The 19,360-nt window shown below is 32.2% G+C and carries 11 protein-coding genes and 1 pseudogene; 8 read left to right on the top strand and 4 right to left on the bottom strand.

Annotation, left to right across the window (positions count from 1 at the left end):
- Positions 1–476: 476 nt before the first annotated feature.
- The gene (locus WOVOC_RS01665) at positions 477–2,183 is read right to left on the bottom strand and encodes an ABC transporter ATP-binding protein (protein ID WP_025264122.1); all 1,707 of its coding nucleotides are present in this window, start codon (positions 2,181–2,183) and stop codon (positions 477–479) included.
- Positions 2,184–3,784: 1,601 nt separating this feature from the next.
- Positions 3,785–4,483: a bifunctional demethylmenaquinone methyltransferase/2-methoxy-6-polyprenyl-1,4-benzoquinol methylase UbiE gene (ubiE, locus tag WOVOC_RS01655; protein WP_014869176.1), complete on the bottom strand. Its 699-nt coding sequence runs from the start codon at positions 4,481–4,483 to the stop codon at positions 3,785–3,787.
- A gap of 1,188 nt (positions 4,484–5,671) precedes the next feature.
- Between ubiE and atpH the strand changes: the two genes are divergently transcribed.
- The 5 genes and pseudogenes from atpH (at position 5,672) to WOVOC_RS01630 (ending at position 10,264) form a co-directional block, all read left to right on the top strand.
- Entirely contained in the window at positions 5,672–6,238 is a 567-nt protein-coding gene (atpH, locus tag WOVOC_RS01650) for an ATP synthase F1 subunit delta (RefSeq protein WP_025264121.1), read from the top strand.
- A complete protein-coding gene (gene atpA / locus WOVOC_RS01645) occupies positions 6,228–7,769 on the top strand; it encodes a F0F1 ATP synthase subunit alpha (protein WP_025264120.1) in 1,542 nt (513 codons plus the stop codon). Before atpH ends, atpA begins: the two co-directional genes overlap by 11 nt.
- A 9-nt stretch (positions 7,770–7,778) precedes the next feature.
- Entirely contained in the window at positions 7,779–8,273 is a 495-nt protein-coding gene (greA, locus tag WOVOC_RS01640; protein ID WP_014869173.1) for a transcription elongation factor GreA, read from the top strand.
- A 3-nt stretch (positions 8,274–8,276) separates the two neighbouring features.
- Positions 8,277–8,907, top strand: a pseudogene (gene ribB, locus WOVOC_RS04165) (3,4-dihydroxy-2-butanone-4-phosphate synthase).
- Positions 8,908–8,983: 76 nt separating this feature from the next.
- Positions 8,984–10,264: a M48 family metalloprotease gene (locus WOVOC_RS01630; RefSeq protein ID WP_029784311.1), complete on the top strand. Its 1,281-nt coding sequence runs from the start codon at positions 8,984–8,986 to the stop codon at positions 10,262–10,264.
- A 28-nt stretch (positions 10,265–10,292) separates the two neighbouring features.
- Here the strand turns inward: WOVOC_RS01630 and WOVOC_RS01625 are convergent, their stop codons facing one another.
- Entirely contained in the window at positions 10,293–10,640 is a 348-nt protein-coding gene (locus tag WOVOC_RS01625; protein WP_014869171.1) for a TrbC/VirB2 family protein, read from the bottom strand.
- A gap of 101 nt (positions 10,641–10,741) precedes the next feature.
- The gene (gene fabG / locus WOVOC_RS01620; RefSeq protein ID WP_025264118.1) at positions 10,742–11,476 is read right to left on the bottom strand and encodes a 3-oxoacyl-[acyl-carrier-protein] reductase; all 735 of its coding nucleotides are present in this window, start codon (positions 11,474–11,476) and stop codon (positions 10,742–10,744) included.
- Between the two features lie 307 nt (positions 11,477–11,783).
- Between fabG and WOVOC_RS01615 the strand changes: the two genes are divergently transcribed.
- The 3 genes from WOVOC_RS01615 to WOVOC_RS01605 all read left to right on the top strand — a co-directional run bounded on the left by WOVOC_RS01615 (position 11,784) and on the right by WOVOC_RS01605 (position 16,999).
- The gene (locus WOVOC_RS01615; protein ID WP_242368935.1) at positions 11,784–13,223 is read left to right on the top strand and encodes an HlyD family type I secretion periplasmic adaptor subunit; all 1,440 of its coding nucleotides are present in this window, start codon (positions 11,784–11,786) and stop codon (positions 13,221–13,223) included.
- Positions 13,224–14,073: 850 nt separating this feature from the next.
- On the top strand, positions 14,074–15,081 hold the full coding sequence (gene tsaD / locus WOVOC_RS01610) for a tRNA (adenosine(37)-N6)-threonylcarbamoyltransferase complex transferase subunit TsaD (protein ID WP_025264116.1): 1,008 nt from the start codon (positions 14,074–14,076) through the stop codon (positions 15,079–15,081).
- A gap of 172 nt (positions 15,082–15,253) precedes the next feature.
- Positions 15,254–16,999 carry a type I secretion system permease/ATPase gene (locus WOVOC_RS01605; protein ID WP_025264115.1) on the top strand — a complete coding sequence of 582 codons (1,746 nt, stop codon included), beginning with the start codon at positions 15,254–15,256 and terminating at the stop codon, positions 16,997–16,999.
- Positions 17,000–19,360 lie beyond the last annotated feature (2,361 nt).

Below are 19,360 nucleotides of genomic sequence, written 5' to 3'. Positions count from 1 at the left end.
GCTTATGAACTTTCTTTATTAAGCAAAGTGTAAAGTGCGTAGTATTTGTTTAAATAATGCCCATATGCTCTCAGAAAGACATAAGGCTACGCTTAAAGCAATACTATGTACATATATAAATTATTTTAAATAATTTTCTAATAAATAGAGCTAGTGCATTACGATGATTTTGCTTTACGTTAAGCAGGTAATAACATGAGTTAAAGTGACTATAATACAAATTAACAACATAAAGTATATATGTAGACATATAAAAAGTGTACATTGATAAAATTAGTGCTGATAATAGGCAATTACATATTGTTGGCATGGTAAAAAACATGAGCGTAAATCATAGTAATCCTTAAAAAGGAATGTTGGTTTATTGTAAGTTAAAATATTTAAGAATTAACCCTAAATTTAGGGTGTCAATCTGACTTGTAACAGTATGATTTAAATTTTTTAAATTTATATTATATTTCAGTAAACTATATCCGCTATATTTTCGCTAATTTTGCATACAGTCCATTCTTATTTATAAGGGAATCGTGAGTTCCTACTTCTTCTATTTCTCCATGATTAATTACTACGATCTTATCGGTTTTGAGTATAGATGACAGCCTGTGTGTAATCATAATCGTTGTTCTGTTTTGCATTAATTCATTCAGTGCTTTTTGCACAAGGTTCTCACTTTTATAGTCAAGAGCGGAAGTTGCCTCATCCAATATTAAAATCTGAGGATTTTTGAGTATAGCTCTTGCTATTATAATACGTTGTTTTTGCCCTTCAGAGAGCTTTAATCCTCTTTTCCCTACAAATGTATCGAATTTATTAGGTAACTTATCAATAAACTCCATCGCATAAGCACTGATAGCTGCTTGTCTCACTTCCTCATACTTAGCACCTGGTTTACCGTATAGTATATTTTCCATTATTGAGCAGGAAAATATCGTATGATCTTGTGGTACTAAACCAAATAACAATCTAAGGTTACTTAATGCGATTAACTTAATGTTGTGCCCATCAATGGTAATGCTGCCTTTGTTTGGATCATGAAAGCGAAGCAGAAGTTTTAAAATAGTACTTTTACCACTACCAGATGGTCCAACAATTGAGACAGATTGACCTACCTTTATAGAAAAGGACACATTGTTTAATGCTGGTCTATCAAGCTGAGATTCATAAAAAAACGTTACATCATTAAATGCAATTTCTTTTTGAACACTATGAATTTTTATAGGGTTGCTAGCATCCACTATAGAGCTTTTCATATCTTTGAGTTCAAGTAAACGCTCTACCACCCCAAGACCTCGTTGTAAATCACTGATATTATCACTCAAATTATTTACAGCTCCTGCTGCAAGCGCTGAATAGAACACAAATGAGGAAAGCTCTCCAATAGTCATATTACTGCTTAAGACCTCCTTGATACCAAAAAAGAGCAAAACAACTAACGAACCTATTACACATGAGATAATCAAAGTTACTAAAATAGCACGTAAGAGCACTAACCTTACGTATGATTTCGATACTAAGTTTAGGTACTCCTTAAAACGTGCTTTCTCATTTCCTTCCAACACGAATGATTTAATAGTTGCTATAGATCTGAAATTTTCCTCACTAAATGATGCAAGTTCACTCAGTTTACTCTGAGCAAAACGTGCATAACTGCGCACCTTTTTTCCAAGTGATGTCATAATGATCAATAATATTGGTACTATTGCGGCTGTATACGTGGTTAAGTGTAGATTTGTATATAATAACATGGTAATACTGCCAATCAGTATTACAAAATTTCGCAATATGGTGAGTAAGCTGCTATTTATTATTGATTGTAGCACAGAGGTATCAGTAATTAACGCTGAGATAACATCTTGTACGCCAGTATTCTCAAAAAAACTTGGTTGTAAATCAGTAATATTGCTATATAAGTCATATCTAATTCTCGCAATAACTTTCTCACTACCAATTCCCATAAAATACAGTTTAACAAATGCAGCAAGAGAGATGGCTAAAACTATAAATATAGTCACTACTAATTTAATAGCAAAATTATGCCCTGCACTAGAGTCAATTATGCTACTCAAACCTCTACCAAAAAGGAGAATCATTAAAGAGGAAGATAGAACTGCAATAAAAGCTATAATAAAATAATGTAGATTAGGTTTTATATAGTAAAATAATTGCCTAATACCGGATCGCATTTTATTTCAAAGTTTCTAAAATTAAGTATATGGATTTTAGTTTCAGGAAAAAGAGGAAAAAGATATAGTTTGCGAGATCAGAACAACCTTACTAAAATGGCGATAAGTTAGTTTATAGTGCTTCATAGAGGACTCAAATATAAAGAAGGTTGAATATTTGTACAGAATAGGCATGCTATTTCCTGATAAAGCTGAGTACAAATCAAGACATACTATCCAAGATAAAAGAATATCAATGAACATGATTAGAAGGATTTTTATTTTGTATTTATAATTACCAAAATTTTTGAAAACGAAGAAAAATCAACTCTCAAATACAGCTGAGAAGTGGATGTATTTTCTTGGGTACGCTAACGAAACAAGTAAAGAAAAATTAGGAGGAAAGATCATTAAGAAGTTGTTTAATGATTAAAAGATCATGTAAAAAGCAAATAGACTCAATTAGTCAAAAAAGAATTTATTGCCTAGGAACACAAAGTGAAGCGGATTTATGATGAAAATAGAATTTACTCTTGCTCAAGAACTTGATGATGCTACTAAAAAAGAAGGAGATAAAGATAAAAAAGAAAAAAATCGAAGTGCAAAAAATCTATTCAACTAGTACTCCTAGTGAAGTTATTTCTCAAATAACTAAAGATTCCCTAAAGTTGAGGTAAAGCAACTCCAAGAAGGAATAATCTAATGTCTCTGTGATCTTTTTGGTTAACTACTCATTTTTATATCACCTAAGCAATTGAGTTACTAACTGTTACTCAACTAATAGTTTCTAATTTGAATTTAAAAGGCAATATTATGTCAATGGCAATACTAGAAGATAAAGGAGAGGAACCGCATAACTAAGCAATGATAGAGTTATGCCGATAGTGTGAGAAATGCTCAACGTCACTCCTATGTTTATTTATAAATTGTGTAATAAATTGAATTGAAATATCAAAAATCGTCAATAAGTTAAATAATTTACTCTATATACGTAAAACATAAAGCAAAAGAGCGGTAATGGTACTAAACAACACTAAAGGTTTTTGTGCTACTTTTTTATTTAGTACATCTCCAATTAGTTAACCTACTTTGAATATTTTTAATAATCTCATGACTTGAAAAGTGTTGTGCTGCACAAAAAAAAGAAAATTGCAAATTTTTTGTTCATGTGTAAAGAACAAGTAACTGTCGTGATTCCAGCATAACTATTTCTGCTATACACGGAAAGTACAGAAGCGGTATTCACTATGAACATTTGACCAATAAAAGAATACGTTGAAAGCATGGATATACTAAATTAGGCTGCAAAAGTAATAATGCGAAAATCGATCGTTTGCACCTTTTTTCCCATGCTAAGTATTATTGCAGCCACCATTAAAATAAAAAATATTAACTTATTTATAAATAAAAGATTAAGTATATTTTTTATATTGATAAAAGAGAATGTTACTAATGTTACTAAAGTAATCAACAATAGAATTACATAAGTAATATAATATTATATAAAATAATTCTTGTGACAAAGAAAAAAGACGCTGTGTAATTGTAAAACTTGTTGAGTGAAGAAGAAACTTACTAAAATAACGAAATAATGTTTAGTACTCTATACTAGGGTTTGATGTTCATTTTGTTCCAATATGTAATGTTACTATTCCATAGCTCATATCATGAAATTCAACATTATGAAAGCCTATCTCTTCAATTTCCATTTGAAACTCAGCCTGAGTTGGAAACTCTCTAATGCTTCTTACTAAATATTTATAAGAGTTTTTATCTTTAGCAACTATGCTGCCGATTTTGGGAATTACTTTAAATGAATATAAGTTATAGAATTTAGTAAATACCTCATTTTGGTAATGCATAGGAGCAAACTCTAAGCAGATGAATTTCCCATTTAGTTTCAATACTCTATACGCCTCACTTAAAGCCTTTTTGCGATCAGAAACGTTTCGAATACCGAAAGCTATTGTACAATAATCAAATGTAGAGTCTTCAAATGGCAAATTTTCTGCATTTGCGCACACCCAATTGAAATTAAGTTGGTTTGAATTTATAGCTTTATCAATTCCCCTGCTTAGCATGTTTTGATTTATATCGCATACTGTAACTTGAATGCTTGGTTCTCTCCTTGCTATTCTTATTGCTATATCGCCGGTTCCTCCAGCAATGTCCAAAACCTTAGAGTCTTTTGTAAAATGCGTAATATTTATCATCTTGTTCTTCCATAGCCTATGTATCCCAAAGCTCATTATATCATTCATAATGTCGTAGTGACCTGCTACGGAATCAAATACCTCCTTAATTAATTGTGATTTATCCATTTCCTTTGCGATTGTTATATAGCATGCAATTTTTTGTCATTTATTATAAGTTAAGTCAATTCGAGTACAATTGAAATTCTTTCTTTAAATAAGCAAGAATTCTTCTTAATTAAGTGTTAGCAACATATGAACTACTTTATCAAAAATTTAAGAAATGTTATACTATAGCTATAATAGTGAACGTCAGTAAAACTTTTATAGATTCAGGAATCAATATAGTTCTTGATAGAAAAACTTCAAAGTATCCTACTGAATTATCTAGCTTTATGAAGTAGCATAATTCAAGAACAAGTAGAAAAGAGCTATTCAAAGAAGTAGTTAGCTTGAAATAAAGAGTTTTTTGGTATCTAAAATTTCTGATGAGCGTGATGTTTAAAGTTGTGTTAAGCAGGATTAGAGCAGAATAAGATTAATTTTTTAAAGGAATTTTACCAAAAGGAATTTACTTACTCTCCTAAGAAAAATAAAGTTAAGAGTTTTAAAAGCCATAAAAGAACGCGCCTTATTTTGATAGAGAAGTTTGGTGAACTCGCCCCTATATATTATAGAGTAAAAAAATGCAAAAGGCTAAGTAAGTAACTATATTTGTATAGTTTACAAAGTAAATCAATCAGAACGCAAGTAATTATTATGGAGATAGGACATAAAGATAACCTTTACAAAGAAGGAGCGTATTTTTCATAAGTATTAAATATATATTTCTGTATAACCTTCTCTCCTGATCTATGTTCTTTATTCAAAAATTTAAAGCAAAGAGAAAAGGGATAAGCAGGTATTGATGGAAAAGTTAGCCTTAAATTTAAAGAGAAAGTAAAACCATCAAGATGTTTTTAGATCATAGTGTCCGCTATTTAAGTTGCTTGAATAATATTCTCTTAGAATAGATTTAAATCAAAATGCTTGTACAGCTATATACCAGCTGTTTAGATAACACACTTCCTGCCTAATAAAAGGCAAAGATAAATAGAAAGTATTTCCTTTCTCTAAGAAATCTATTATAATTACTTTAACTACTAGTTCTCATTTTCTGACACGTTTTTCTTTAACAGTTAAGAGCTGTTTTGTAATGAATTTTGTCAATAATTATGAGTTTTAGTTGCTATACTCTCTGAGATCTAAGCCTTTCTAGGCTAGACCCTTATTGGTTAGGCTTAAAGATGTTTAACTCTATATATTAGGTAATTTAATGTGAAAAGGACCCAATACAATAATTTAATTTCATCTTATGCTAAGGCGCTGTTTTACGTCTCAAAAAGTAAGTCAAGTACTATAAGAAAAGAAGTAAAGTTTCTATTGACTTTTTTAAAAAATCAACGTGACGTTTTTATGTATCTGTCCAGTCCTATGATCTCCCTCTCACATAAGAAAGAAGTAATATTTTGTATAAATGAAGATTTGAGTAGAAACTTGGTGAAATTTATTATGGTGACATTTGCAAACAGGCGCTCTAGTTTATTACTCCTTATATTAGAAAAATTTTTGAATCTTATAAGAGAAAATGAAAATGAATTAGAAGTTACTATAAAATCAGCAAAGGCTTTAAAGAAAACCGATATAAAAATAATTACTAAATCTTTAAGCTTTCTTGGTAAGATAGTAAAAGTAGATAATGTGGTTGACCCTTCCATACTAGGTGGTTTTATAGTAAAGTACGGTTTTAATTTAATCGATGCTTCGCTGAAAAGTTACTTAGATAGACTGGTTAGTTTAAGCAAAATGGAAATATTGAAAATAGGAAATTGTAATGAAAAATAGTATAAATACTTCTGAGGTAGTAAACATAATACGGAAAAAAATTGAGGCATTTGATAACCCTATAAAACGAGAAAATATAGGTGAAGTAACTTCAGTAACTGATGGTATTGCACTAGTTTATGGGCTTGAAGAAGCAAAGTTCGGTGAAAAGGTATTTTTTGCAAGTGGTGTAGAAGGAATAGTTCTTGATTTAGACCATGATATAGCTGGAATAGTGGTGCTTGGTAATGACCGTGATGTAAAAGAAGGAGATATTGTAAGATGCAGTGGTGACGTTGTACAGATACCTGTAGGACACGAATCCCTTGGAAGGGTTGTAAACGCACTGGGCTATCCTATAGACAAAGGTGGAGAAATTAGAGCCAAGAGTAGAATGGACATAGAATCTAAGGCGCCAGGCATTATTGACCGCAAATCTGTACATGAACCTCTACAGACTGGAATTAAGATTATAGATTTACTAATTCCGATAGGCAGAGGACAGCGTGAGTTAATTATTGGTGATAGGCAAACCGGAAAAACTACTATTGCACTTGATACTATCATAAATCAGCGGAAGATTAATGATGAAGTAAATGAAGATCAAAAAGTTTACTGTGTTTATGTTGCTATCGGGCAAAAAATTTCAGTAGTAGCAAAAGTGGTAAATAAGCTAAAAGAAAGTGGAGCATTAAAGTATACAACTGTAGTTGTTGCTAGTGCATCTGAATGTGCACCTATGCAATTTTTAGCACCTTATGCTGGTTGCACTATTGGAGAATTTTTTCGTAATAATGGAATGCATTGCTTAGTCGTGTACGATGATTTGTCTAAACATGCTGTAGCATATAGGCAAATGTCCTTACTGCTAAGACGTCCTCCTGGCCGCGAAGCTTATCCTGGAGATATATTCTATGTACATTCTCGTTTGCTTGAGAGAGCTGCTAAGATGTCTGATGGAAAAGGACAAGGGTCTTTAACTGCTTTGCCAATTATTGAAACTCAAGCCGGTGATGTATCTGCGTATGTCCCAACTAATGTAATTTCAATTACTGATGGACAGATTTTCCTTGAGTCTGAATTATTTCACAAAGGATTTCGTCCTGCAGTAAATATAGGTTTATCAGTTTCGCGGATTGGTTCTGCCGCACAATTAAAGTCTGTGAAAAAAGTTGCTGGCTCTATAAAGTTAAGTTTAGCTCAATATAGAGAATTAGAAGACTTTGCAAAATTTAGTTCTGACCTTGATGCCAGTGTTCAATCGTCCTTAAACAAGGGTAGATATCTTATTGAACTGTTAAAGCAAAAACAGCACTCACCTATGCCAATAGAAGAACAGTTAATACTGATGTATATCTTCTCTAATTTGTATGATCAGTTAAGTAAGATACAAATAAACAACATCAATAAATTTGAATATGATCTTATCAATTATTTCCATAATGCATACCCTGAAATTTTAAAAAAGTTGTCAAACAACATGAATAATGGTATAAAAAACGATATTTTAAGTATCGTGAGTAATTTTATTACTCAATTTAATTGCGTGTAGGTGGTGATTATGGCTTCATCCGTCGTTAAGAAGTTTCCTATAACAAAAGAAGGTTTTGGATGCATGCAAGCTGAGCTTGAGAAATTAAAAGAAGAGAAACCTTCCATTATACAGGCCATTTCTGATGCCCGTGATCAAGGTGATTTATCTGAGAGTGCAGAATATCACATTGCACGAGAAAGATTAGGTTTCATCGAAGGTCGTATAATGGAGCTAGAAAGCAAGCTTTCACATGCAGAAGTAATAGAAGTGAAAAGCTTGTCTGGCGATTCGGTAATGTTTGGTGCAACCGTAACATTAAGCATGTTAAATGATGATGGTAGTGAAGTAGAATATATTTATAAAATTGTAGGTGAGTACGAAGCTGACGTTTCAAAACAGTTAATATCTACTAGTTCACCTTTGGGTAGTGCTTTAATTGGCAAAAAAATTGGCGAATGTGTGGAAGTAATAGTACCAAGTGGAGAGAAATTATATAAAATAGTTAAGATTGAATTTAAATAAACTATGGTACAGGCCACTTATGCATCGATTAACCTATCCTGTATTTCTCCTGTTGAAGGTATATTGGAAGATGCTTAGTCTGGTAAATTGTTTATTTTAGTTGATAACGAAAATAGGGAAAATGAAGGTGATTTAATTATCTTAGCTGAAAAGCTAAAGCCAAAACACGTAGCCTTTATGATTAGATATGGAACTGGCATCGTATTTTTAGCTATGACAAAGCTTCATATGAATAAATAGACTAGGTCTTGAGTTTATGAAAAGAAGTAATGTAGATGAAAAGCTTACTTATCACACTGCATTTACTACATCAATTGATGCACGTCATGATATTACAACAGGTGTTTCTGCTAATGATAGAACGCATACAATACTTATTGCCATTGATGAAAAGAGTACTAAGGATGACATTATCACTCCTGGTCATGTTTTTCCTATTATTGCAAACAATAGAGGAGTTTTAGCATGCAATGGTCATACTGAAGCAAGTGTTGAGATAGCAAAGCTAGTTGACCCTAATCATGCAGCTGTAGGGTGTGAGCTAGTGAATGATGATGGCTCTATGATGCGTCTACCTCAGTTGCTTGAATTTGCTGAACAACATAAGATTAAGTTAACTACGTCAAAAAGTTAAGCTAACGTTTATAAATTCATATAATTTAAGTGTTAAGATGTAAAACCCATAAAAATTATGCAAATACAGAATTCTTATGTTTAAAATTATCAAAGTTTTTACCTTATTATTTTTTTTTGCATGTTACGATAATGTTTACTCTGTTAATATTATAGAAGACAGTGAAGTAGAAGCAATGGTGAAAGAACTAGCACAGCCACTATTTTCTGCTGCGGGTATTGATGGTGACCAGGTAAGAGTTTTCATAGTTAATGACAATTCAATTAATGCTTTTATTATTGACAATAATAATATTTTCATTCACTTAGGACTTTTACGATACTCAACTGAACCATACGTTTTGCTTGGCATATTAGCACATGAGATCGCTCATATATCTGCTGGTCATATATTACAGATGAGTGTTACTGTAAGTCATTTACAATCAATAGCAATGATTGGCTATATGATGGGACTGGTTTCGACTATTATTATTAATCCTCAGGTTACTAATACAATTTTGCTAAGTGGTATAGCACTCGGCTCAAGATTGTTTTTTAAATATTCTCAAGAGCAAGAAAGTGCAGCAGATAGGTATGCGTTAAGGTACCTTGATAAATCCGGTTATGATAATTCAGGTATGAAAAAGATTTTTGGCTACTTAAAGAGTGTTGAGCACGAAAATACCAAAGGGTACTTTCGCACTCATCCACTTAGTGATAAGCGCATAATTGCTGTACAGAATTATAAGGTTAAAAACGATGTAAAGCCAATTCTCGCAGATAAATTATTAAAATTCAAGCATATAGTCGCAAAGCTAGATTCTTTCTTTTCTCCTATCCATGTATTATCTGATAAATATGAAGATAATTCTGAATGCGTAAATGCTATAGTTCACTACAGGCAAGGAAAGATAAAAGAGGCCATTGCTATAATTGATTCGTTAGCTCAGAAGTCACATAGTGACCCATATCTATATGAATTAAAAGCAGAAATGTTGTATAAGGCTGGAAATCTAAGTGAAGCAATAAAAACTTATGAAGAATCACTAAAGTATTTATCTGAGAGGAACAGCTATCTGGTGAAACTTGCATTATCTCATACTCTACTATTATACGGAGATGTAAAGAGGGCAATTTTTTACCTAGAGCAAATCGCAAGTACAGAACCGAGTAACGCCTTTATTTGGAAGTATTTAAGTATTGCATACAAACGTAATGCTGATATAGCAATGCATTATTTTGCTTTAACAAAAAAAGCTTATATTGAAGGTAATTTAGAACAATTCATAAAATATGCTAAGTTAGCTATTAAAACTTTACCAAAAGCTAGTCCCTACTTATTACAAATTGAAGATATGAGACAATTTAATAAATAATAAGCATTTTAATACATTATCAATTTTACTATTTTTTCGTTCCACAGTTTTCCAGCATAACTTTTACACTATCATTCATATTAGGTATAACCTTCATTATGATTGTCTTAGCGCCAAAAAAAACACCACAAAACACGCCTAAAGCAAAGAGAGCTGGCCAAGGCATTCTCCCAAATATTGCAAGCAAGGATGCACCGATTATTACCACGGTCATCAGCGGACCACCTATCCCCCAAATATAACCAATAATGTTACATATCACTTGAGCAGTTGTATCATCTATATCAGTACCTCCACCACCAGAAGTAGTTGGATAACCTAAGAAAAGCAATATCACATATAAGATATTTAAAAATTTTCTTATTATAGAGCCCATTTTTTTGCCTTTGATAATAAACTAATGTAGTAAAACTAATTTTAGTTTATGTATACTTATTTTAAAGTAAAGTCTATAGCTTGTCCATAAGTAAGATTTTACTACATAAATAAACCGCCATTAATATTTAGCACATGTCCTGTAATATATTTTGCCTCATCACTTGCTAAAAATAGAACCCCTGCTGCTACTTCTTCTACTGTTCCCATTTTTTTCATTGGAATATTATCTAATATTTTTTTCTTTTGTTCTTTAGTTAAAACTTCAGTCATCTTAGTGACTATAAACCCAGGAGCAACACAATTAACTGTTATATTCCGACTTGCAACCTCTTTCGCTATAGATTTGCTCATAGCTATTATTCCAGCTTTTGACGCTGCATAATTTGCTTGTCCAACATTCCCTGTTAATCCTACTATTGAAGAAATATTTATAATCCTTCCCCAGTTATTTTTAATTAGTTTCCTACACGCTTCTCTACTCAACTTAAACGTGGAGTTTAGGTTAATATCAATTACTTTTTGCCATGCTTCGTCTGTCATTCTCAATAGCAGACCATCCCGTGTAATACCTGCATTGCATACAAGCCCATCAAAACCTGCCATCAACTCGCTTGCTTTGTTTACTAGTTGATTTACTTCCTCAGCATTTGATAAGTTACAAGGAAGTACATGCATGTTCTTTTTATACTGCTTAGCAATTCCTTCGAGAATCTCTCTTTTTGTACCAGAGATACATAAAATTGCTCCGGCTTTATGCATAACTTCTACAATTGCTCGACCTATCCCACCTGAAGCACCAGTAACAAGAAACTTTCTACTTTCCAATTGAAACATAATAACTTCATTTTTCTGATTACTAGCAGAACATTGTTTAGTTAGCAATGGGTTTCTTATATGCATAAACAGCTTTGGTACTCACTAAAAGTCTTAGTTTAGATAAAATATAGCAAAATTGTTGTTATTAAACGATTGATTCTGATGCTCCAGTCTAAATTAGATGCTTAAGTCATGAATTTCTTAGTTTTTGCATATTACCTTAGTACTAATATAAGCCCACAGTAATGTATAATAAGTAAGTTAAAAAAAACTGAGCACTGGATTTTCTTTGACAGGGTTCCTTGGCCATAGTGATAATATAAATATGCAAGAGATAAGAAAGAAAAAAAATCCAAAGTTTTTAAATAGAACTTTCATATTAATTGATATGATGACAACTTTTATTTTAAAACGTAAGGGAAATAACGTAAATGAAGTCCTGAGAATAACATGGGGACCGCTATTTTTTGGCTTGGTGGTAATATTCATCTTTTTTGGAGTAGGAGGCATTTGGTCAGCTGTAGCTCCAATTGATGGAGCAGTACGTGCAAGCGGAGAAGTTATTGTATCTTCAAGCAGAAAAGTAGTTCAGCATTTAGGAGGAGGAATAATAAGCAAAATTTTAGTCAAAGAGGGTCAAGCAGTCAAAAAAAATGAGCCTTTAGTTTTACTAAACGATGTTAATGAGAAGGCAAATTTAAGTATAGCCAAAGAGAAGCTCTTATCGCTTTTGACAACTGAAGCAAGATTGATTGCTATTAGGGCAGGATTAGACAAAATTGAGTTTCCTGATGAAGTTAAAAAGTTGTCTAACAGTGAGCTTATAAACAGAGTGGTAAAAAATCAGATAGAATTATTTTATTCTCAGCGCAAGAGTGAATTAGGAAAAACTGGTGTACTGCAACAACGCATAAAACAGCTACATGACGAATTAGTAGGACTGAATTATCAACTAGATGCAGCTCTTAAACAATACAGCTTAATAGCTGAGGAACTGGAAATAAAAAAACAGCTTCTTAGCAATGGCTATATAGGCAAGTCGCATATCTTCGCTTTGAAAAAACAGCTTGCTGAAATTGAAGGTAGAGTCGGTCATTACCGCGCTGCAATATCTCGAGCACAGCAAAAAATCGGAGAAAATGAATTAGAGATCGTAAACGTAAGAAACGATTCTCAAGAAAAAGCAAACACCGAACTTAAGGAAATCAGTACATCTATCGCTGACTTAAGAGAGAGGTTAATGGTTGCAGAAGACACGTTAGCGCGCACAGTAATTAGATCGCCTCAAGATGGAATAGTTACAGACATAAGATACCATACTGAAGGCGGTGTTATACAATCTGGAGTTCCAGTTATGAGTGTAGTGCCGTCTAATGATGATTTAATAATAGATACTAAAATTCAGACTAGAAATATAGAGGAAATAATATCAGCACAAAAAAAAGGTACCAATATGGTCTCCATTGACGGATTAGAAGGGTTAAAAGTCAAAGTAAGGCTGAGTGCTTACAGTGCGCGTCGTTTAAGTTTAATTAATGGTATAGTAAGCCATATTTCTCCTGATGCTCTTGATGACCCAAAATTAGGACGTTATTACTCAGTACGTGTAGTGATACCAAAATCAGAGCTTGCTCAATTTAAGAATGTATATCTATATCCTGGTATGCCAGCAGAAGCATATATAGTTACCCAATCCCGCACTCTTTTATCATTCTTATTTGCACCTATAATTGCAACAGTTGATAGATCTTTTATAGAAAGGTAGATAACTCGTTAGAGTAAATAGACTTTTTTCGTAATACTATTTAAGTACCGCTTAGCTATTTTGATAATAGCCTTCTTATAGGTCTATGTTCATAGAATCAAATTATGTTTAGTATTTCAACTACATCTATAATAACTCTTCTGAAAACTCTTTATAATGGATCAATTCCTAAGTGTGAAAAGTATTTAATTTAGTAATAAAATAGGTAACTTGAGTAGAAAATAGTGAGAATGCAGTGTAATATACTGAGTATCTTTACTAATTTAAGAAATTTAAAGCACATTAAGCCTCACCTTATCTCCTTTAATAAGGCCAAATAGACTCTCGCTTGAAGTGTATCTTGAAAAGGACTAGCGAATATGAAAAAGGAGTATATAAGACAATCTAGTCCTTAGTGTAGATAGATATATTCTTGTTCTGGAAAAATAAATCCATACTACAGTATATAAACTTTTATATATGGTTGAAAACAAGTTTAACTTAACCTGGAGCAAGAGTTTTCTCAATAAAGTTTATTAAGGATCGAGCAAAACCTGAAACAAGTAGTAGATGTTCTCTGCACGAATAATTGCTGATTAAGCCATATTAAAGGGAATATAAGCCTATCAAACTGCAAAATCACGTGCACATAAATTATCTAAGAGTAAATATAGGTAATGAAGTAAATAAATATAGTAGCAAATTAACGTTAAAGATGTAGCTAAAGTGCAAAGCAGCTGAACTAGTAAACTTTTTTTCCTGGAAATAAAAAATTAGCCCTATATTTGAAAATAATGATTAATTTATCAGAATGCAGTTAACTTTTAAGGCATTTCAAAGTATAGTTTAGTAATACAGTAACCAAACACAAATGAAGACCATTTTAGCTGTTGAAACAAGCTGCGATGAAACCGCAGTAGTAATTATAAATAGTGCTAAGCAAGTCCTCACTCATCAAATTCTTTCTCAAACAGAGCATAAAGAGCGTGGTGGAACAATCCCTGAAATAGCGTCACGTGCTCATATGGAACATTTAAGTGATCTAATAAAAAGTGCTATAAACAAGTCTAACATTAACTTTTGCGATTTGGATGCAGTTGCGGCGACATCAGGACCAGGACTCATAGGTGGATTAATAGTCGGTACAATGATGACTAAAGCGATTGCGCATGTAACACAAAAACCGTTCATTGCTGTTAATCACTTAGAAGCACATGCATTGGTTATTAGGTTACTTTATGAGGTCGAATTTCCATTTTTGGTTTTGTTAATATCAGGTGGTCACTGTCAACTTTTAATCGCGCAAGATGTAGGTAAATATATTAAACTCGGAGAAACATTAGATGATTCGTTAGGTGAAGCGTTTGATAAAGTTGCCAAGATGCTAAACTTAAACTATCCGGGGGGACCATTGATAGAAAAATTGGCTAAGAAAGGTGATAGTACAAGATTTAAGCTTCCAAGGGCAATGATAAAACGTTCTGGATGTAATTTTTCTTTTTCTGGAATCAAGACATCAGTAAAAAACTTAGTGCAGAAGCTTAAGATGGACGAGCAAGACGCGTATGATGTATGTGCTTCGTTTCAAGAGTGTATTAGTGATATACTACTTGATAGAGTCAAAAATGCGATTATTATGGCTGCATCTTTAAATATTAAAATCAAAGATCTTGTAATTACTGGTGGGGTTGCAGCAAATAACTTTCTAAAAGGAAAATTAAAAAAATACATAAACTTAAACATATTTTCCCCCCCAAGTAATCTATGTACAGACAATGCAATAATGGTTGGATGGGCAGGAATTGAAAGATTGAAGAGGAACTATATAGATCCGCTCAATTTTGCGCCAAGGCCAAAATGGGAATTGGAAAATTATTGAAAGTCTTCAGCTCTAGATTAGGCAATAAAAAAAATCTATCTCTTTTGATTACTGTTGTTTATATTTTTTATTTATGTATATTAATATTTTATTAACTTAAAGTTAACCAACTTCTGTTAATATTTTTGCAATAAAAACTATATATGCGGTGCATGTAATTAAAAGAAAGACTGTGGAAATCACCCCATCAATAAAAAAAGAATTGAAGCAAAGTACTCTATATATTTGCCTAGAAAAGTGCAAGAGTGCATTTTGGTTTATTTTTTGGTTTAGTTCAGGAATTAACTTGTTAATGTTATTCTTGCCACTTTATACCTCTCAAGTGCTTGATCGGGTAATATCAAGCGGAAGCGTATCGACGCTAGTTATGTTAACAATTATTACCTTATCCGCATTTGCCTGTTCTGCAATGCTTGAAATCTGTCGATGCTTAGCTATGGCAAAAATCGGTGATTGGATTGATAGAACTGCAACACCAGATCTAATAATAAGATCAATCAGGCTAACATCAGTGCAGAGCTTGACTTCCAGCGGTGAAGCAATACGGGATCTTGGGGTGATAAAGAATTTTATTGTAGGAAATGGTATATTTTCGTTATTTGATACTCCATGGTCATTGATTTACCTTGGTGTGATCTTTATGATACATACCTCTACGGGATTTATAGCTATTGCTGGAATCGTTATATTGATCTCCATGGCAATGTGGAATGAACTCGCTACTAAACGCATATTGCAAGAAACCAACGAAGAAACTATACGGAATATCAATGCCATAGATGTTGCAACAAGAAATGCAGAAGTAGTTGAAGCTATGGGTATGTCAGAATTCATAGTTTCTGATTGGTGTAAACGGAATGATCAAACCCGCATGATGCAAATCAAAGCACAGAATCGTTCTAATGTAATTACTGGAATTACTAAGTTTTTACGCTCGACTCTACAAATATCAGTAATTGGAACAGGCGCGCTACTCGCAATTACATCTCATAAGACTGCTGGTAGCATCATTGCTGCCTCCATTTTAATGGGCAGGGTATTAGCTCCATTTGATGCAGCAGTCCATACTTGGAAGTTTTTAAATCAAGCCATAATATCTTATGATAGGCTGCAAAGACTTATATTAACATCGCCAAAAAGGGAACAGACTCTGTCTCTACCAGAGCCTAAAGGAAAATTAGAATTTGATAGAGTATTTTTTACTCCTTATGGGAGCAATAAATCAACGATAAAGGGTATATCGTTTGTAATAGAACCAGGAGATATAGTTGGTGTTATCGGTACAAGTGCCTCTGGTAAATCAACCATCGCAAAATTAACTGTTGGTATATGGAAACCTATATCTGGTGTAGTAAAGCTGGATGGTGCTGATGTATATACTTGGAACCGAGAAAATTTTGGTAACTATGTTGGCTATTTACCTCAAGATATTGAACTATTCAACACCAGCGTTAAAGCTAATATTGCACGTATGAGACCAAATCCAAATCCTGAGGAAATAATTAAAGCAGCAAAAATTACAGGAATACATGAATTAATACTAAGTTTACCAAACGGATATGATACAACAATAGGAAGCTTTGGAGTGACACTTTCTGGTGGACAGAAACAGCTACTTGGTCTTGCAAGAGCTTTTTATGGTAATACGAAACTTTTAGTACTTGATGAGCCAAATGCTAACTTAGACAGTAATGGAGAAGCATGCTTAATTAAAGCGATCAACGCTGCAAAAAAGCAAAACACCACTACTATAATTATAACTCATAAGCTACTGTTATTATCCGTGGTTGATAAAGTTATTCTTATGTCAGATGGTACTATTTATAGTATGGGGCCAAAAGACGAGATTTTAAGCAAATTAGTTGCTTCATCGTCAAACAACACTACAGAAAGTGAACAGTCTTCAGCAAATGGCTAAAAAAAAAGGAAAGTGTAGTACTTTCCCTTTACCTTATAATCTCTTTTATTTATTAACGCACTCAGATGTTTTTTGATTACCCTTTAAAAAGAAAATAAGCTTTTTCGATTCACTATTCCCCCACTGGAATCACGTTACTACTTTCTACTACAAGAGGTTTATTAGCAATTGTTGTGCTAGTTAATTATGAGGATCGAATATGCTAATACTTATCTAAATAAGAAGAATGTTACTATTTCCTTCTTTTTTTACGTTAATTACCAACTCTCATGGATACCTTCTAAAATTACATAACAAACAGAATTATTAGTTACTCTGATTTTGTATCCTCCGTTTTTGGCATTGCTATTATCACCTTTTTAGTTTTCACATCCCAATTCTTTCATAGGATTTCATATCTGCTTACTTTTGCTATATTTTTTCCTTTATCTTCTGCAACCTTTCTTTCAACTACTTCTGAAAAAAACTTTTATTGTGGCTTTTGAGTTTAGTAATAGAGGAATTTTTTAGTACATTGCTACCAAGAGGTTTTCCGCTTAGGAGAAGAGGTGACGGTGGTGGTAAATTCACGCTTTGACTTAGTAAATAAGAAGGATGATATAAGCGTTACACTCGCATTTTTACTTGTGGCAAAAGAAGGAAAGAGAAAGGTGTAAGCAGTGTGCCAACTGAGAAGACTGAAGTAATGTAACTGTAGAAAATAACAATGGAGTAGAGATTGGTACACTGGTTATAGTAGACTCTTTTAAACATAAAGCAGATAAAGACGAAGATATAGCTGTTACTGCTGGCATTTGTGTGCTAACGCCATTACCATTTAATCTTTTTTCAAGAAGATTACATATGACCTCTGCTTTTTATTATTTATTGCATAAAAAGTCGTCTTAGAAAGATATATTACTAAGCTCAATGCAACAACAATTACGAAAATAGAGGTAATTACCACATGAAGCGTTGGTGCTATAGTAGTACTACAAATTGCTAGACTCATAGGATAAATACCCCACTTGTGAGAACAAATGCACATAGCAAAAAAGTAATAATTAAATGCTTTAACGAGGGTGAGATTGTAAAAGAACCGATTTTACCTTACATATTAATACTATGTTAATAGTAACTAGGTTAATGTTCCATGTCAATTAAAATTGTAAAATAAATTTTCTTGTTTACATTATATAAGTATGCTAATACTGCACTAAATTCATCAAAAAATCATACTATGAATAGCATAGCTGTGGAAATTTATAACAATACTTCCTACAATGTTTAATGAATTCCAATAAATTGCTTTTTAGTTATAGATGAATACAAGTTCTATTAATATGTTTAATTCGAAATCTAAAAGTAAGCTCGTGATTTCTATTGAAGAAAGAAGTACAATGTCACTATATTTCAAGAATAATGTTTTAAATAAAAGACATTTTGTTAGGACAAAAACAATAAAACAGTATCTGAATTAAGTTCATGCCTTATGTCAAATAAGAAAGTACCTTTACATCTAATACTCAATCATACAGATCAGAACTACTTGCTACAGTCCATTTCAAGAATAAATAGAATCAGCTCCTATTTATCAGAAAAGCAAAGATGAAGCATTTTGCTTGTAAAATAATATAAGCTCAATTTTCTTAGTTAAGGATCAAGCAAAATCAATCAGAACTGGTATTATTTCTCCTTATTTGATCAAAAGCAAAGCACTTGTTGAATATATTGCCTCTAACTTTAAGTAAGTATTAATATTTTCTATAAAAATAAGTAATACAGTAAAAAAGGTTTTCTATCTCAGAACTATGATAATTGGAAAGTCATAGTTGTTATAATTAAAAGACTAAAAGCACAGGCAGATGGTTTTTAAAGAGAATAAAGTTGGCATCCATGCGTTTAGTGTAGTTTATTAATAATAATCTACCAGAAATTAAGGCTAGTTTTATTAATTAAAAATTTCTAAAGAAAAATATTAAAATATTAACTTCACATGAGTTAAGCAAATTACTAGAATGAGAATTAAATGTGGGTGAAAAAGACAGTTTCTCTGTGAGATCACATAACTCTATTTCACAGCTTTAAAAGTAAACAGCAGCTATTTTCAACATAAAAGAAACTAAAGAATTTTATCTGTTGAATTATCTTTATTCAAACTCTCCCTAAATCTTTCTATGCTTTACTTTAACTCTTATTATAATCAACATCATTTGTCTATTGAATTTACATTTAAATCTTAATGTTGCTGATAACTTATCAGTAAAAAAGTAAACCTTAAAAATTAATCAATAAAGTACAACCAAAGCCATAATGTAAAAAATAGATGAATTTATGATTTTATTAATATTAAAAGCATTTTGTTTAAGGTAGAATGTCTTC

Source organism: Wolbachia endosymbiont of Onchocerca volvulus str. Cameroon (genome assembly GCF_000530755.1).
In the GTDB taxonomy this organism is placed as follows: Bacteria; Pseudomonadota; Alphaproteobacteria; order Rickettsiales; family Anaplasmataceae; genus Wolbachia.
Note: the sequence above shows the minus strand (reverse complement) of the source record. Positions and strands in the feature narration are given on the sequence as shown.

Excerpts from the sequence above, each read along its gene's own strand:
- tsaD (WP_025264116.1), top strand. The coding sequence starts at position 14,074 with ATGAAGACCATTTTAGCTGTTGAAACAAGCTGCGATGAAACCGCAGTA.
- fabG (WP_025264118.1), bottom strand. The coding sequence starts at position 11,476 with ATGTTTCAATTGGAAAGTAGAAAGTTTCTTGTTACTGGTGCTTCAGGT.
- WOVOC_RS01615 (WP_242368935.1), top strand. The coding sequence starts at position 11,784 with ATGCAAGAGATAAGAAAGAAAAAAAATCCAAAGTTTTTAAATAGAACT.
- WOVOC_RS01625 (WP_014869171.1), bottom strand. The coding sequence starts at position 10,640 with ATGGGCTCTATAATAAGAAAATTTTTAAATATCTTATATGTGATATTG.
- greA (WP_014869173.1), top strand. The coding sequence starts at position 7,779 with ATGGCTTCATCCGTCGTTAAGAAGTTTCCTATAACAAAAGAAGGTTTT.
- atpA (WP_025264120.1), top strand. The coding sequence starts at position 6,228 with ATGAAAAATAGTATAAATACTTCTGAGGTAGTAAACATAATACGGAAA.
- WOVOC_RS01665 (WP_025264122.1), bottom strand. The coding sequence starts at position 2,183 with ATGCGATCCGGTATTAGGCAATTATTTTACTATATAAAACCTAATCTA.
- WOVOC_RS01630 (WP_029784311.1), top strand. The coding sequence starts at position 8,984 with ATGTTTAAAATTATCAAAGTTTTTACCTTATTATTTTTTTTTGCATGT.
- ubiE (WP_014869176.1), bottom strand. The coding sequence starts at position 4,483 with ATGGATAAATCACAATTAATTAAGGAGGTATTTGATTCCGTAGCAGGT.